General features: G+C 61.3%; 12 protein-coding genes and 1 pseudogene. 7 read left to right on the top strand and 6 right to left on the bottom strand.

Annotated elements, in window-relative coordinates:
- The first annotated feature begins 41 nt into the window (after nucleotides 1–41).
- Together HRU82_18065 and HRU82_18060 are read left to right on the top strand one after the other, a co-directional pair.
- Nucleotides 42–983 (top strand): cation transporter, encoded by a 942-nt coding sequence (locus HRU82_18065; protein ID QOJ36736.1) that lies wholly within the window; start codon nucleotides 42–44, stop codon nucleotides 981–983.
- 34 nt (nucleotides 984–1,017) lie between these two features.
- A complete protein-coding gene (locus HRU82_18060; protein ID QOJ36735.1) occupies nucleotides 1,018–1,974 on the top strand; it encodes a GTP-binding protein in 957 nt (318 codons plus the stop codon).
- Between the two features lie 8 nt (nucleotides 1,975–1,982).
- Here the strand turns inward: HRU82_18060 and HRU82_18055 are convergent, their stop codons facing one another.
- A complete protein-coding gene (locus tag HRU82_18055; GenBank protein QOJ36734.1) occupies nucleotides 1,983–2,570 on the bottom strand; it encodes a phosphatase PAP2 family protein in 588 nt (195 codons plus the stop codon).
- Nucleotides 2,571–2,709: 139 nt separating this feature from the next.
- Nucleotides 2,710–3,804, bottom strand: a complete 1,095-nt coding sequence (locus HRU82_18050) for a DUF4157 domain-containing protein (protein QOJ37259.1) — start codon at nucleotides 3,802–3,804, stop codon at nucleotides 2,710–2,712.
- A gap of 538 nt (nucleotides 3,805–4,342) precedes the next feature.
- Here HRU82_18050 and HRU82_18045 point away from each other — a divergent pair.
- Both HRU82_18045 and HRU82_18040 read left to right on the top strand, forming a co-directional pair.
- Complete coding sequence (locus HRU82_18045; protein ID QOJ33427.1) at nucleotides 4,343–4,666, top strand: hypothetical protein; 324 nt, start codon at nucleotides 4,343–4,345, stop codon at nucleotides 4,664–4,666.
- Nucleotides 4,626–4,937 (top strand): annotated as a pseudogene (locus HRU82_18040) (type II toxin-antitoxin system RelE/ParE family toxin). The gene HRU82_18045 and the pseudogene HRU82_18040 overlap by 41 nt, the downstream one beginning before the upstream one ends.
- Nucleotides 4,938–5,182: 245 nt before the next feature.
- Here the strand turns inward: HRU82_18040 and HRU82_18035 are convergent.
- The 4 genes from HRU82_18035 to HRU82_18020 all read right to left on the bottom strand — a co-directional run bounded on the left by HRU82_18035 (nucleotide 5,183) and on the right by HRU82_18020 (nucleotide 6,918).
- Nucleotides 5,183–5,542: a DUF5615 family PIN-like protein gene (locus HRU82_18035; protein QOJ36733.1), complete on the bottom strand. Its 360-nt coding sequence runs from the start codon at nucleotides 5,540–5,542 to the stop codon at nucleotides 5,183–5,185.
- 9 nt (nucleotides 5,543–5,551) lie between these two features.
- Nucleotides 5,552–5,779, bottom strand: a complete 228-nt coding sequence (locus tag HRU82_18030; protein QOJ36732.1) for a DUF433 domain-containing protein — start codon at nucleotides 5,777–5,779, stop codon at nucleotides 5,552–5,554.
- 384 nt (nucleotides 5,780–6,163) lie between these two features.
- Nucleotides 6,164–6,718, bottom strand: coding sequence for a nucleotide-binding protein (locus tag HRU82_18025; GenBank protein ID QOJ37258.1), 555 nt, complete (start codon nucleotides 6,716–6,718; stop codon nucleotides 6,164–6,166).
- A gap of 11 nt (nucleotides 6,719–6,729) precedes the next feature.
- The gene (locus HRU82_18020) at nucleotides 6,730–6,918 is read right to left on the bottom strand and encodes a hypothetical protein (GenBank protein QOJ36731.1); all 189 of its coding nucleotides are present in this window, start codon (nucleotides 6,916–6,918) and stop codon (nucleotides 6,730–6,732) included.
- A 588-nt stretch (nucleotides 6,919–7,506) separates the two neighbouring features.
- On the opposite strand from HRU82_18020, the gene HRU82_18015 reads away from it, so the two are divergent.
- The 3 genes from HRU82_18015 to HRU82_18005 all read left to right on the top strand — a co-directional run bounded on the left by HRU82_18015 (nucleotide 7,507) and on the right by HRU82_18005 (nucleotide 13,638).
- Nucleotides 7,507–7,986 (top strand): DUF3015 family protein, encoded by a 480-nt coding sequence (locus tag HRU82_18015; protein ID QOJ36730.1) that lies wholly within the window; start codon nucleotides 7,507–7,509, stop codon nucleotides 7,984–7,986.
- Between the two features lie 85 nt (nucleotides 7,987–8,071).
- Nucleotides 8,072–10,330, top strand: coding sequence for a hypothetical protein (locus tag HRU82_18010; GenBank protein ID QOJ36729.1), 2,259 nt, complete (start codon nucleotides 8,072–8,074; stop codon nucleotides 10,328–10,330).
- Entirely contained in the window at nucleotides 10,315–13,638 is a 3,324-nt protein-coding gene (locus HRU82_18005) for a hypothetical protein (GenBank protein ID QOJ36728.1), read from the top strand. Before HRU82_18010 ends, HRU82_18005 begins: the two co-directional genes overlap by 16 nt.
- Nucleotides 13,639–13,648 lie beyond the last annotated feature (10 nt).

Raw genomic sequence — 13,648 nt, 5'->3', positions numbered from 1 at the left:
CAGTCCTTGCCCTGAACCTGCACCCGTGAGACACTGACGGCATGGTTGCTCACACCTACCACGAAATGCGGTCTCGCCTGCGGATCGCGCTGGCCCTCAACGCCGTCATTATCGTCGCCGAGTTCGTCGGCGGCTTTCTCACGAACAGCATCGGCCTCATCGGCGATGCCGGGCACAACCTAGTCGATCAAGGCTCGCTCTTTCTCGCCCTCTATGCCCATGTCCTGACCGCTCGCCCCGCGACCGACAGCCGCACCTTCGGGTACCATCGCGCCGGCATCATCGCCGCATTCCTGAACGCCTTCATCCTGCTATTGACGGCGGTCGGCATCACCTTCGTGAGCATCGAACGACTCCTCGATCCCGTGGCCGTGCCGGGCGGCTGGGTCATGCTGATCGCAACCGTGAGCTTCGTGGCCAACCTGTCGATCGCGCTCTTGCTCCAGCACGGCGCCAAAGACGACCTGAATATCCGGAGCGCCTTCTGGCACATGCTGGCCGATGCCTGGGTCTCGCTCGGCGTGGTTCTGAGCGGCGGCCTCATCCTATTCACCGGCTGGACTATCCTGGACCCGCTCGTGAGTCTCTTCGTCGTCATTGCCATCACGCGCGGGGCCTGGCCGCTCTTTAAGGAATCACTTGAAGTCTTGCTGGAGTCGACCCCTCCCGGCTTGAGCCCGGCGCTGGTGGCAGCCACCATCGAATCGATCCAGGGCGTGAAGAACGTACACGACCTCCACATCTGGGCGGTGGAACCACGACTCATCATGATGACCACCCACGTCCAAGTCGAGGGCGGCGACCAAGCCATGACCAGCGACCTGCTCCAAACCATCCGCCACCGGGTGGCCACCGACTTCGGCATCAAACACCTCACCATCCAGCTCGAAACGGAATGCTGTCACCCCGACGCCGTGCATTGCGATTTGAACCGTCTGGCTGCCCAGCACGCCCATCCCGAATTCCTGCACAGCCATCACTAGCCGCGACGCAACCCCAGCCGCTACAATGACTGCGATGACTCAGACACTCCCCATTCCCTTCTACATCCTCTGCGGCTCGCTCGGCGCGGGTAAAACCACCTTGCTCATGCGCCTGCTCGAATTCTGGAACCAACAGGGCCACAGGGTCGGCGTGTTGATGAACGAGGCGGGCGAAGTCAGCATCGACGGCCCGCGCGCGGGAACGATCGCCGATCAGGTCCTGAACCTGGCCGGCGGCTGCATCTGTTGCGACACCAAGGACGACCTCGCCTGGAGCATCACCCAGCTCGTGCGCGACTATGAATCCACCTTAATCGTCCTCGAATGTTCCGGCATGGCCGATCCGGCGGAAGTGGTGGATGCCGTCACCGATGCCTACGTGTCGCGGATCGCCAAACTTGAGCGGGTCCTAGCCCTCCTCCACCCGGTCCCGCTTCCCGATACCGGCATGGCCGAATTGGTCATCCGCAACGCCATCCGCTACGCCGACGACCTCATCCTCAACAAACGCGACCTCTACATTCCCGGCCACTGGGAACAGTTCCGCGAGACCATCACCGCCTACAATCCCTACGGCAAGCTCTGGGAAACCAGCCATGCGAGGCTGGACCTGGCTTCGTTGCTGGGCGCGCCCGCCTCGCGCCCCGCGCCGACAAACGTGTTATTCGAGCAATCCGCGCCGCACGGGACGCATCATGACGCCCGCGCCTCACACCACCCGATGGTGACGACGGTGCGCCTACCTGGCCCGCTGGATCGGACTCGCTTTACGCAGTGGATGCAGACGCTACCGGAGGGGGTGGAACGGGCGAAGGGCTTCTTTCGATTTGCGGGCGAACCGGAGTTGCAGGAGTTTCAATTTTTCCCACCGCGCACCGGCACCCTTGAGCCGGTCATGTTGCTCGACGAGCCGGATCATGTCGTGGTGCTGATCGGACGAGACTTCGACCAAGCAGGTTGCCGCGCCGCCCTCCTGGCCTGCCTCGCCTGATAACCTCATCACGATAACGAACCGGCGGAAGGCTGCCGCACAGGAGCCGCGGCCATGTCCGTCGGACGGGGCCGGAACCGCGACCAGCAGGTGAGCAACCAGGCCACACCAACTCCAATCAGTCCGCCCACCAGCCAGCCGCCGACCACATCCGTCAGATAGTGAGCCCCGATGTAGACGCGCGAAACGCCAATGGCCGCCACGAGTGGCCAGCCGATCCAACCCGACTTGGGATAGAGCACCTGAAAGAAGGCGGCGGCCGCCGCCGTGTTGGCCGCGTGGTTGGAGGGAAAAGAAAAGGCGCCGCCGCAGCCCAGCAGCTGTTGCACCTCGGCGAGCGTCACACAGGGCCGCGGGCGTTGCACCAGGCCCTTGAGTTGGGTGCCGAGCGCATCCGTCGCGCCCACCACCGCCGCACCCCCCGCCAAGCCGATCAGACATTCCCGCCGGTTTTTCCAGAACCAATAGGCCGCGGCGAGCAGAATCGGATAGAGCAGATTCCCCGGCTTGGCCAATTCGACCATCAGCCAATCGACGAACGCCGACCGCCCGGCCAGACCGTTGATCGCACGAAAAAGCGTTTCGTCGAAACCCATGCCGCGACGATAAAGGGTCGGGAGGGATCAGTCAAATGGTTCGTGGTGCGAGGCAAATCGTGGCAGGGCCTGTCGCCGGCCGCCGCCTAGGCGCGAAGCGCCTGCCAAGGCGTGGGCCACATATTCCAATTTGGATCTTCTACGGAGTGCGCCTTACCGCCGGAGTAGGAGCCGGCTTCTGCTTCCCAGTAATCTCCATTCGATTGCAGTCGTCGAGGACGCGCGTCGCTTGCTCAGTGGGGTGTGCCCCGGGGGTATCTCGCCGCTGTATGTCTGCAAGGACCCGCGCCACGAAGTCTTGAATCCTGCTCCCCGGCACCTGCGCGAGCTTACTCTGGAGGTCTGTCCTACAGGCACTGGCGTTCTGACCTCTCCCCCTCAGCGCCATAATCGCCTGGAAGTGCGGGACAAGATATCGGTTGGAGGCGTCCATAAGATCCGTCACGTGCTCCTGCTCATTCGTCTTTATCTTTGCATAGAAGGTTGCCGTATCAGGCTCGCCCTTCATAGTGACGCTGATACTCCTCTTGGCCCTGCAAATCGAGGGGGCGTTGGCTGCCAGCATGGTCCCGCTAACGGAAAGAGGGCCCCAACGGTCGCGGCCCGGAGCCGTGGGCATAATCATGCTCGCGGAGATTCTCACATCAAAGTTCTTAAAGGCGCATTCGGTACTGGCGGCAGTACCGCCAGACCCGCTCCCGGAACCCGAGCCGCTCCCTGAGCCTGAACCCTGTGTGGGCGTCTGGGGTGCGCTCATGATGTCGATACCTGTCGGGTTGAAAGCTGCTCTGAGTTCCCTCAGCGCAATTGTGTCAGTCTGGGCTACCGCTCCGTTAATAGTCGGCGTTGTTCTTGCCAGGTCCGGTTCGCCCCTTAGAACTCGAAGGATTGGATTCTCCGAAGAGACGGTGGGGCGAGGATATGTGACCGCCCGACGAACCATAAGCTCGCCGCCGCCCTGTTGCAGGACGTGGGCCAACTCGTGAGCGAGCAACTGCCGTCCCGCGGGAGTGTGCGGCGCATACCGCCCCGCCCCGAACACGACGTCGCGCCCTACGGTATAGGCCAGCGCGCCTATCGCCCGCGCTGAGGCGTCCGCCTTCGCGTCCGCGTGCACGCGCACCTGACCGAAGTCGTGCCCGAATCGCGGCTCCATGAACCCGCGGATGGATGCGCCCAGCGGCTGCCCCGGAGACCGCAGCACATCGTGGACTACGGGGTCAGGCATGCGCATCACCGCTTCCGAGACGCGATCCGCCTCCTGTTCGTATACGTCTCTCAAGGTGTTAACTTTTAGCTTCGTCTGAATTCCCGTCGGCCCCCTTGAATAAACCCGTGTACGGCTGTGCCCAAAGTGGGCTTGAGCAGGGATCGTAGACTTGGCAGGCGTAGTCTGCTGAGTTACCTTCGGGTTCTGTGCGAAAGTGTGCATGGGTCATTTCCTTTGTTCGCTGTGACGCCTATCGTTTACTCCGGCGTCTTCCGGTAATCCACGAAGGATGTCCGCCTTGCGGTCCTCCAGAATCAATTCAATCGCCCGCGGCAGGCTTTCCTGCGCTTCTTCTATCGTCCCGCCTTGTCCGTGTGTCGCGTGATCGCTTCCGATCAATCCAGTGGAAACCTCATACGGCAAAGTGGCCAAGTAGGAGCAACTCGAAAATAGGGGTCGCCCCTCTATTACGATTCAACTCCTTGGCTTCAGGAGTTCTTAACCTTGCGATTGCGTAGAATCACACGCTATGTTGCACACATAACAAAGCGTGAGGTAACACATGGCCGTGGCGTATAAGAAAGAAGAAATCCTCAGCGCATCTCGAGTCGCGTGGTCCTTCGGAAAAGTGCTGACCGATCTGAAGGCCCAGCATCGGCGGCGAGTGGTCGTTCTCAAGAACAATCAGGTGGAAGCTGTGATCGTGCCGGTGGATGACTATGAAAAGATGGCGGAGGCGCTCGATCTCCTGGAACACATGGAGATCCATCGCCTTGTCACGCAGCGGGCACGCAAGAAAGGGAAGAAACCCGTCTCATTAGAGTCGTTGCTGAAGGAGCAACGACTTGCGATAGAGCGTCGTCCTGACTGTCGCAGCCGCCGATGATTTTCGACGTCTTGGCGGATCGCTGAAAGAACCGGTTGCGACGCAGCTCAGGAAACTCGAAACTGCCCCACGGCTCGGCGAGCATCTTGACAATCGCGCCGGTCTCGATCTCACCGGCTACTACAAACTCTACGCAGCAAAGAAATCGATCCGTATCGTGTACCGGATCATCGACCAACAGATCCTGGTCGAAGTCGTTGCCATTGGCAGGCGCGAAGATCTTGCGGTCTATCAGGAAGCACTCAAGCGGTTAACACACCGAGGCCGATAGAAGAACTGTTCCTCCAGGCCTGCATGCGGCCATCACAGTCTCTCCCTCGTCCCCCTAGCCGCCTCTCGCATATCCACGGTGTCTCGCATCGAGCACGCTCAGCCGGATAAGACAGAGGGGGTGCCCTCCTGAATCGCCCAGGATCAAAACAGTACGGCGATGGCGATCTTCTCTTACACGGGGGTCTTTTCGAAATGTCCACAGAATGGACTGCTTTGTGCCTTGCTGGAGTGAGCAGTACTCAGCTATTCATGAATCCGAACCCGTTCAGGTTCGATGATCCACAACCGCCCTTGGGGAGGTTCAGCTTCAAGAACCCGCAACGCGGATCGCAGCAACGCCAGCGTGTTTTCGATACTTTGCGTGTGTGGACGCAATACCCAGATTCCATGGTGACTTGCGGGGGGATAGACGCGGAGATCGGAGAAATCGAGATCGAATGTGACAAGAATTCTCTCCTCTGCTTGGGAGGCGCTAAACACCCGTGGATCTGGGCTCCCTCCCAGTTGCTCGGCAAGTACGGTGTGGACATCGTGACCGGCCTGCCGAAGTAAGACTTCAGCATTGCGAGGAAGGTTCTCGTCGAGTTTAAATCGGATGGGCATCCTGCGCGCTTAAGCGGGGATGGGAACGATACGCTCTCGCGCCAAGTCCGCTGCATAGCCGATCGCTGCGGGAATATGCTCAGGCCGAAGCGAGGGGTATTGATCGAGAATACGCTCAAGCGTTTCGCCTGCAGCGAGATTGTCCAGCACCACCGATACCGGTATGCGCGTGCCTCGAAAACACACAGCGCCATGCATAATTTGCGGATCGGTCGAAATGTAGGGTTTCCAATCCATCCCTATCCCTCCAAGTACGGCCATCACGATAGCACCCTGCAGCCGTTCACGCTCGGCGCTTAATATACTACTGACGGATCTCCGTTACCACGGCCTCAACAGACCGGCCTTTGAATTCTGGGCCAGCAACCTCGTCATTACACGATCAGGTTGAGAGAGGCGCTCATCAGACCAGGACTCCTGCCCCCTTTCTTTCTCCAGCTATGTCGTGGCCGATATTAACCCGAGTGGTGACGCGATACAGCTACCCGAATATTTTAGGAAAAGCGTTTAGAACATACTGCCCCAAATTGCGCCAAGCGCAGGTACAAGACCTGCCCCCAATTTCAACGCAACGTCAGGGTTCGGGGTGCGCGGTCTTTGCGCATCGTCTGCCAAACGGGGCTAGCTACCAAGTAAGCCATCGAGGTTTATCGGCAATTTGGCTTGAACAAACTCCTGCGCCAACTTTGCTTTCCACGCGCCAGCTGCGTCCATTTCGATGTAAATGACTCCCTGGAAGTCAGACGGAAGTTCAACGCTACCTTTGTATAGCGCACAGACTCGAACTCGGCTAAGTCTACCCATGAAGTAGCCGAGCTCCAAGATGACATTATGACGTGCCCGTGGATTTAATTGCGCTTGATTTGCCGCAGATGCCTCAACGTCATCAGGGGTAAGAAGAACCACAGCGAATGCAATGTCACCCGAGTACGTTTCAAACTTCTCAATAATCGTTCGCCCACAGCTAGCCTGCTCGTGAAGAATGATGGGTTGTAGTCGAACCTTCTCAAGAAAACGAGCGGTGATCTCCTTTGCTTCATTGTCGTGCCCATGTACCACGAACACTTTTCTTGAGTCGGTCGCGGGTGATAGGCCAGAAGCTGTTGCTGGTTGGGCAAACAACGAAGTCCCTATTATCTTCGAATCCGCCTCTGCGCCTGCCAAAGGGCCCTGCAGATGACCGAGTCTTAAAGCAAATGTTCCATTGCATCACCACGAGTGCCTAATGCGAAAAAGCGATCCGTGTGGTCCGCACCAAGAGCAGTTCCCAGAAAGGCACCAACCTGTAGGCCCCACTGTTCAGCATCGAGCGAATTGGTGATTTTTGCCGCTTTGTCGACAAACTCCTTGAGTCGATCAATGGCTGCCCTCTGCATAGTTTCAACCTCCGAAACTAACTATGTTTCGGCCAATCCGCATAAGAGCTGGATCTGCCAGTGCCTATTCGCATAACGCCGCCAGGACGGTTCGCATACAATTCGCCATGCCCATTGTGTTTCCATGAATTGTGCTAATTGGCCCATTATTGCGGGGACCTATGCGGATCGGCGTAACGTCCATTCCTTGCACAGGTTCTCACCTCATCCAGCGGACTACGGACACCGGACGGATCGCGATGATGAACATGCGCAAGGATCGTCGACTTCGACGCTCTTTCCAGCAAAAGGATTCAGCAACTTGCCGAGTGCCCCTTTTGCGGTCTGCCCCCAATCGTTTTGACCGCATGAGCATTTTTCCATCCCTCCCCACGTCTATAGCAAGCAGGAACGGAGGCGGCGGATTTTCCACCAAGCCGGCAGCGCTGTCAAATAAGTACCATGGACACTGTTGGCTTGCAGCCGATCTCGATTCGCTCAAGCTAGTGTCCATCTGTCTCCCCAACTAGGGCTCCTCCTAGGGTCGGCCCTGGCGTTCGATGTGGTATTCCACACCTGTACACATCGGGCGAACCCAGGAGGCTTCATATGATCACCACACGCTTTGCACTGATTCCCGGCTTGCTTCTTATCCTCGGCGGCTGCATGACGGACGCCACCGTCGAGTTGACAAAGGCGCCGTTCGACGCCACCACACAACTCACCGACGGCACGACCGGGGCCACCAAGGAGTTTCTCGATCCGACGACCGAATTCACGTCGAGCACCACGCCGGGCGCATTGTCGGAGGGCGGGCTTCTCCGAGCCAAACAGAAGGCCACCTTCTTCGCGATGCAGACACAGGACAACCTGCGCGAAGACATCGCCCGTGGACAGGGGGAGTATCTGGCGTCGCTGGCAGCCCTCACGGGTGTCCCGGCAGACCAATGGCCGGCGCTTCAGGACGACATGAGACAGTCCTACCCGACACTGTTCGATGAGCAACTGTCGCCGGGGCAGTCGAGCGAACGGGTCGTCGAAACCGCGTGGGCGCACGGGTACGGCAAGCAGGTGGTTGCCCATCGATAGGAGAAGAAATACACGTATTCCCCCGTGCCTGAGTGGTTGACAGGCCGGGGCGACCGGCGTAGGTTGCCGTCACCTGACGTGACCTATGGCCAACATCAGCATCCACGGACGCGTCATCGATGAACGGGGGGTCGGCATCGCCGGCTTGACCGTTCGCGCGCTCGACTTCGATCCGTTTTTCAGCGAAGACGATGTCCTGGGCGTCGGCAAAACAGAAGGCGACGGCACCTTTCTCATTTCCTACTCGCCGGACGCCTACCGCACCTGGAAGGTCGATCGGAATCCCGACCTCGTCGCCCAGATATTCGGCCCCATCCACGCAGACCCGAAACTCTTCGGCACGCGCCTCCTGCACGAAACCAAGGAAGCAACAGATGTCACCGACTCCAACCACGAAGTCGGCACCATCACCATCCACCGCAACAACATCGAGGGCTGGCTCGTCACCCACACCACGTTGAATCCCGCCGTCGGAAATCCGGTCGCGCTCTATCACCACAATCGCATCACCCACTTGATCGACGGGGCCAAGATGTTTCCCGCGGTGACCGATGCCGCTGAGGGCGCCACAGAATCCATCAACCTCATGACATTGTTTTTCGACGTCGACAACGGCTTCCTCACCAAATTCAAAAGTAGCTTCAACCCGCTGAATCCTCCCTCCACCGGTTGCAAACAGGCGGCGGAGACCACGCTGGAAGAGGTGCTCAAGAACAAGGGCGGAAAGCCGGTGAACATCCTGGTCACGAACCTGCCGCTGTCTGCGGAGGACACCGTGACCGAAGTGGCGGAGTTCTTTGCACAGAAGCCGGGCGTGCACACCAATGCCTTCAACAAGGGCTTCGCTCTGCTGCATGCCAAGGCCATCGTGGTGGATGGGGACCACGCCATCCTCATGGGGTCGCCGCTCAAACAGTACTACTTCAGCGACACCAGCCATGCCATCCGCGACGCGCGCCACAAGGGCTCGCTGATGCACGACGTCAACACCGACCTCAAGGGCCCGGCGGTGGCACACATCGAAAAGACGTTCGCGAGCGTCTGGAATGCCACCGGCAAACCGATGCTCATCCCTCCGCCAAAAACTTTTCCAGACCTGCCCGTCACGCCCGACGGCGACGTGGCCTCGGTGCAGGTCCTGCGCACGCTACCGGGCGGCTCGATCAAGCGCATCAATCCCAGCGACGAGGACCTGCCCTACGGCGAAACCGGCATCCTCGAAGCCTACGAACGGGCCATCACCAACGCCCAGCGCTACATCTACATCGAAAACCAGTACTTCACCTCGCCCGAAATCGTCGATGCGCTCATCGCGAGGATGAAAGATACGACCAAACCCCGATTGCAGATCATTATGGTCCTGAACCTGCGCCCCGACCTGCCTGGCTACCCGGATCGCCAGATCGACAACGTCAACCAACTCCGCAGCGCCGCCAAAACAGGCGGGCATCATCTGGGCGTCTACACTCTCTGGAGCCGATCGGAAAAAGCAGGCAGCGGCGGCGCGGGGAATCCGCGGCGCTACGACGTGATGCCGGTGTACGTGCACAGCAAAGTCGCCATCATCGACGACGTGTGGGCCACAGCCGGCAGCGCAAACCTCGACGGCACCTCGATGAACTACCACGAAATCGGCTTGATCATCACCGGCTCCATCCTCGACCGCGCCATCGAAAAGGCGAAGCTCACCAACGATCCGGGGAAATTTCTCTGGGAGCTGTTCTGGTATCTCTTTTTCTTCGTCTTCAAGCAGATCCTGTTCGACCTCAAGACGCTGCTCGTTCTGCTCTTCGTCGCCTACAAACTGATCTTCGACTTCAAGGAGACGCTGGAGACCATCCGCGAAACGTTGGGCGACGTGGCCGACATTCCCCAACTCATTACCGACGTCTTCACACGCACCGCCCGGCACGCCCTCCCCGGCCGTTCACGTCAACCGTCGCGCAGCGTGGAGCTCAACCTGGTGATGTACAGCGGCATCGCCGGCCTGCCGGAGAACGGCGTGGTCAAGGCCTTGCGCCACCAGTTGTGGCAGGAGCACTTAGGTTTCAGCTCGCTGCCGGATCATCTCAAGACCTTGCCGGCCGATCCGGCTGCCACGACCTGGGTCGCAGACTGGGACGCCGCCGCCACAAGGCATGTCGAGGCGATCAAGAACGAACAGGCGCCCCCCTCCGACCATGCGCCGCACCTGTTGCCCTGGAAGCCGGAGACCGACCCGAAGGAATATCTGGCCGCGCTCAAGATCCACACGTCTACCCTGCGCAGCAAGGCGCAGAAGTTCGATTTCAAAACCTGTAAGGTCGACGACAAGAAGGACCTGCTCCCGTGGCCGATCATCTAGTCCAGAACGCCACCGCCGGGATCGGGCGGCTGCTGTCGCACCTCGACATCGTCCAGGGCGATGTCGAGGAGGCGCGCGCGTTTCTAAAACTGCTGGGCTGGGATCTGCCGCCCGGCCTCGACGACATCGGTCTAGCCGCACTCAACCTCGGCGATTTCCTGACCAAGCTCGACGCGGTCATCGGGGCGTCCGATGCCGAATGGAACGACGACCTGGCCATGGCGGGCCGCATCGCCGACCTCGCGCTCGCAATCGAAGCCCTCACGCGGCAGATTCACGACTTGGCGCAGACCCTGCCCGCCAGACTGGCGTCCTTCGGCGACTACGTAGATCGCACGCAGATCCATAAGGAACTCCCGAGACGGCTGTTCGATTTTCTCGCCGCGAATTTCCTGGCACAGGCCTCGCCGCTCACCTATGCCGCCCTGCACCTGCTGAACATCATCGACTACCCCTACTACGCCGCAGATCCAACAAAATTCCAAGCCGAACACGTGCGTGCCACGATCAACTATCACCTCTTTAAAGTGGCGGTGACGAGCCCCGATCAGCTCATGACGGAGGCCTACGGCTGGCATACGCCCGACTTCCAATCGATGACCTTCCTCACCAGGCTGAGTCAGCTGTTGCAAACGCTGGGACTGCGGAGCCGTATCCAACCCCTGAGTCCGCCGGCGCAGGAGGCCTGGCTGGGACGAGCCGAATCGAGTTCCAACCCACCGCCGCAACTCATCACCTTCCTGCACGAGGAACGAGGCTCCGCATTCGGGGTGCGGTTGGGCCTCTCGCTCTTCGGCGCCGCTCCTACGTCGGCAGGCGCGAGTGATGCCGGACTCGGCCTCGCCCCCATCATTCAAGGGCGCGCGGAGGGCACGGTCCCCTTTCCCCGTTTGGAAGACACTCGCGTCGAATGGTCCGGCAACGTGGAGGTGTTGAAGCGATTGGCCGTCATCCTCAGGCCAGGGCAGGACCTCACCCTGCGCAAGGGAGCCGGGCTCGCCGATGCCCTCAACGGTCGCTTCACGCTGGGCCTGCGGCACGGCCAACCGACCGGCGAGCTCAAGCCGTTGGTCCGCCTACCAGGAGGCTCGGCCCTACGGTATCAACAGTGTTCCGTCGCAGGCGGCCTCGATGCCTCCTCGGCCACCCGCATGGAGACATTCGTGGAGCTTGCGCTGCTGGGGCTCCGCTTCGACCTCTCGCTCGCAGAGGCAGACAACTTCATCCAAGGCACGGTCGGGCGCGAGTCTGTCCAGGCCCCGTTCGATCTCACGTTGCGCTGGAGCAGTAGAGAGGGACTGTCGTTCTCCGGCAGCGGCGGACTCCACGTGTCGCTGTCGTTGCAGCAAGCCGTTGGCCCCGTGAAGTTGGATGCGGCCCACATCGGCATCGACGTGGGCGAAGAGGGCATCGACACGGAAACCAGCGTCAACGCCCGCTTGCTGCTCGGCCCCGTTACCGCGACCGTCGAACGGATCGGCGTCACCGTCGCCCTGTCCTTCCAGGAAGGCAACCTTGGCCTCTTCGGCCTATCGCCGCGCTTCAAACCTCCGACCGGCCTGGGCCTGGCGATTGCGACGGCGGGGGTGACCGGCGGCGGGTTCCTGGGCTTCGATCCCCAACGGGCCGAATACAGCGGGATGCTGCAGCTGGAGCTGGCCGAGACGCTCGCCATCAAGGCCCTGGGGCTGCTCACCACTCGTCTGCCCGACGGCAGCAAGGGCTTCTCGCTCGTGCTTCTGCTGACCGCCGAAGGCTTCGCGCCGATTCCCGTCGGCTTGGGCTTCACCCTCACCGGCATCGGCGGCCTGGTCGCCCTGCATCGCACCGTCCGCACCGACGTGCTGCGCGAGGGCCTCAAGACCGGCACGTTGAATTCGGTGTTGTTTCCCCCCGATCCCTTGCGGAATGCCCCGCAGATCTTCAGCGACCTGCGCCGCGTGTTCCCGCCGACGGCAGGCCGCCATGTGGTCGGGCCAATGGTGCAACTACGCTGGGGGAGCCCGACCCTGCTCACCCTCGACCTGGCCCTGCTCGTCGAACTGCCGTCGCCGGTTCGCGTCGTGGTCTTGGGCCGCTTGCAAGTGCTGTTGCCGAACCAGACCCATCCGCTCGTGCAGATTCGCATGGATGCCTTGGGCGTGCTGGATGTGAGTGCCGAGACCGTGGCGTTGGATGCGACGCTCTATGATTCGCGCATTCTGCAATTCACCCTGACCGGCGACATGGCGCTCCGCGCGGGCTGGGGGCGTCAGCCACAGTTCGTCTTGGCGATCGGCGGGTTCCATCCGCGCTTTACGCCGCCGCCGGGGCTTCCGGCGTTACAACGGCTGGCGTTGCAGCTGGCCGACGGGAACTCGCTCCAGTTACGCTGCCAAGCCTACCTGGCGGTCACCTCCAATACGGTGCAGTTCGGCGCCCGGGTGGATCTGCATGCGGCGGGGGGTGGGTTCAGCTTCGACGGGATGCTCGGCTTCGATGCGATCATCCAGTTGGCCCCCTTGGCCTTCGAGGTCGACGTGGGCGCCGCCTTGGCGCTGCGCTATCGCGGGCGGCTGCTGGTGGGCGTCTCGTTCAAAGGCCGGCTGGCCGGGCCCACACCCTGGCAGGTGGAGGGCAAGGCCTCGATCAAGATCCTGTTCTTCTCGGTCTCGGTGTCCTTCTCACGGACGTTCGGAAGCAGGACGGCGCCGCCGCTGCCGGTTGCGGTGGATGTCGTCGGCTTGATCGCCGCGGCCCTGGCCGACCGGCGCAATTGGAGTGGGGCGCTTCCACGCAGTAGTGCCCCGGTGGTGACCATCAGAGAGACGCCGCCGCCGGCCAACGGACTCCGCGTGCATCCCTGGGCGGAGCTGACGCTGCGCGAGCGGATCGCGCCGTTGAACAGACCGCTCACGAAGCTGGGCACAGCCCCGTTGGTCGGCGGGCCCACGACGGTGACGGTCTCGGTGACGGATCGCGCCGGCGCGCAAGCCTGGCGGACGACGCCGGTGTCGGAGCCCTTCGCCCTCGCCCAGTATGAAGACCTGCGCGAGGACGAGCAGTTGGCGCAACCGGCGTTTGTGCCGCTCGACGGCGGCCTCACGGTGGCCGCCGACGATCTCGCGGTGGACGACGAGGCCGGCCTCGCGGCGCCGATTGCCTATGAGACCGTGCTGCTCGATCCGACCCGGCCGCCGGAGCGGCCCACGCCGGGCTATGTGCTCTCGGCGGCCGTGTTGGCGCGGGTGGCCCGCTTCGGCGCCGCCGGCCAAGCCCCGGCTCGCAAACGGCGACGCGGAAACGCAGTCGCACTGGTAGAACGGTGACGAGGATGCC

It is taken from the genome of Nitrospira sp., assembly GCA_015709715.1.
In the GTDB taxonomy this organism is placed as follows: domain Bacteria; phylum Nitrospirota; class Nitrospiria; order Nitrospirales; family Nitrospiraceae; genus Nitrospira_A.
This window is presented reverse-complemented; position numbering and strand designations above follow the sequence as displayed.

Bases quoted from the DNA above. Each gene is read 5' to 3' on its own strand.
- HRU82_18065 (QOJ36736.1), top strand. From the start codon at position 42: ATGGTTGCTCACACCTACCACGAAATGCGGTCTCGCCTGCGGATCGCG.
- HRU82_18060 (QOJ36735.1), top strand. From the start codon at position 1,018: ATGACTCAGACACTCCCCATTCCCTTCTACATCCTCTGCGGCTCGCTC.
- HRU82_18055 (QOJ36734.1), bottom strand. From the start codon at position 2,570: ATGGGTTTCGACGAAACGCTTTTTCGTGCGATCAACGGTCTGGCCGGG.
- HRU82_18050 (QOJ37259.1), bottom strand. From the start codon at position 3,804: ATGCGCATGCCTGACCCCGTAGTCCACGATGTGCTGCGGTCTCCGGGG.
- HRU82_18045 (QOJ33427.1), top strand. From the start codon at position 4,343: ATGGCCGTGGCGTATAAGAAAGAAGAAATCCTCAGCGCATCTCGAGTC.
- HRU82_18035 (QOJ36733.1), bottom strand. From the start codon at position 5,542: ATGCCCATCCGATTTAAACTCGACGAGAACCTTCCTCGCAATGCTGAA.
- HRU82_18030 (QOJ36732.1), bottom strand. From the start codon at position 5,779: ATGGATTGGAAACCCTACATTTCGACCGATCCGCAAATTATGCATGGC.
- HRU82_18020 (QOJ36731.1), bottom strand. From the start codon at position 6,918: ATGCAGAGGGCAGCCATTGATCGACTCAAGGAGTTTGTCGACAAAGCG.
- HRU82_18015 (QOJ36730.1), top strand. From the start codon at position 7,507: ATGATCACCACACGCTTTGCACTGATTCCCGGCTTGCTTCTTATCCTC.
- HRU82_18010 (QOJ36729.1), top strand. From the start codon at position 8,072: ATGGCCAACATCAGCATCCACGGACGCGTCATCGATGAACGGGGGGTC.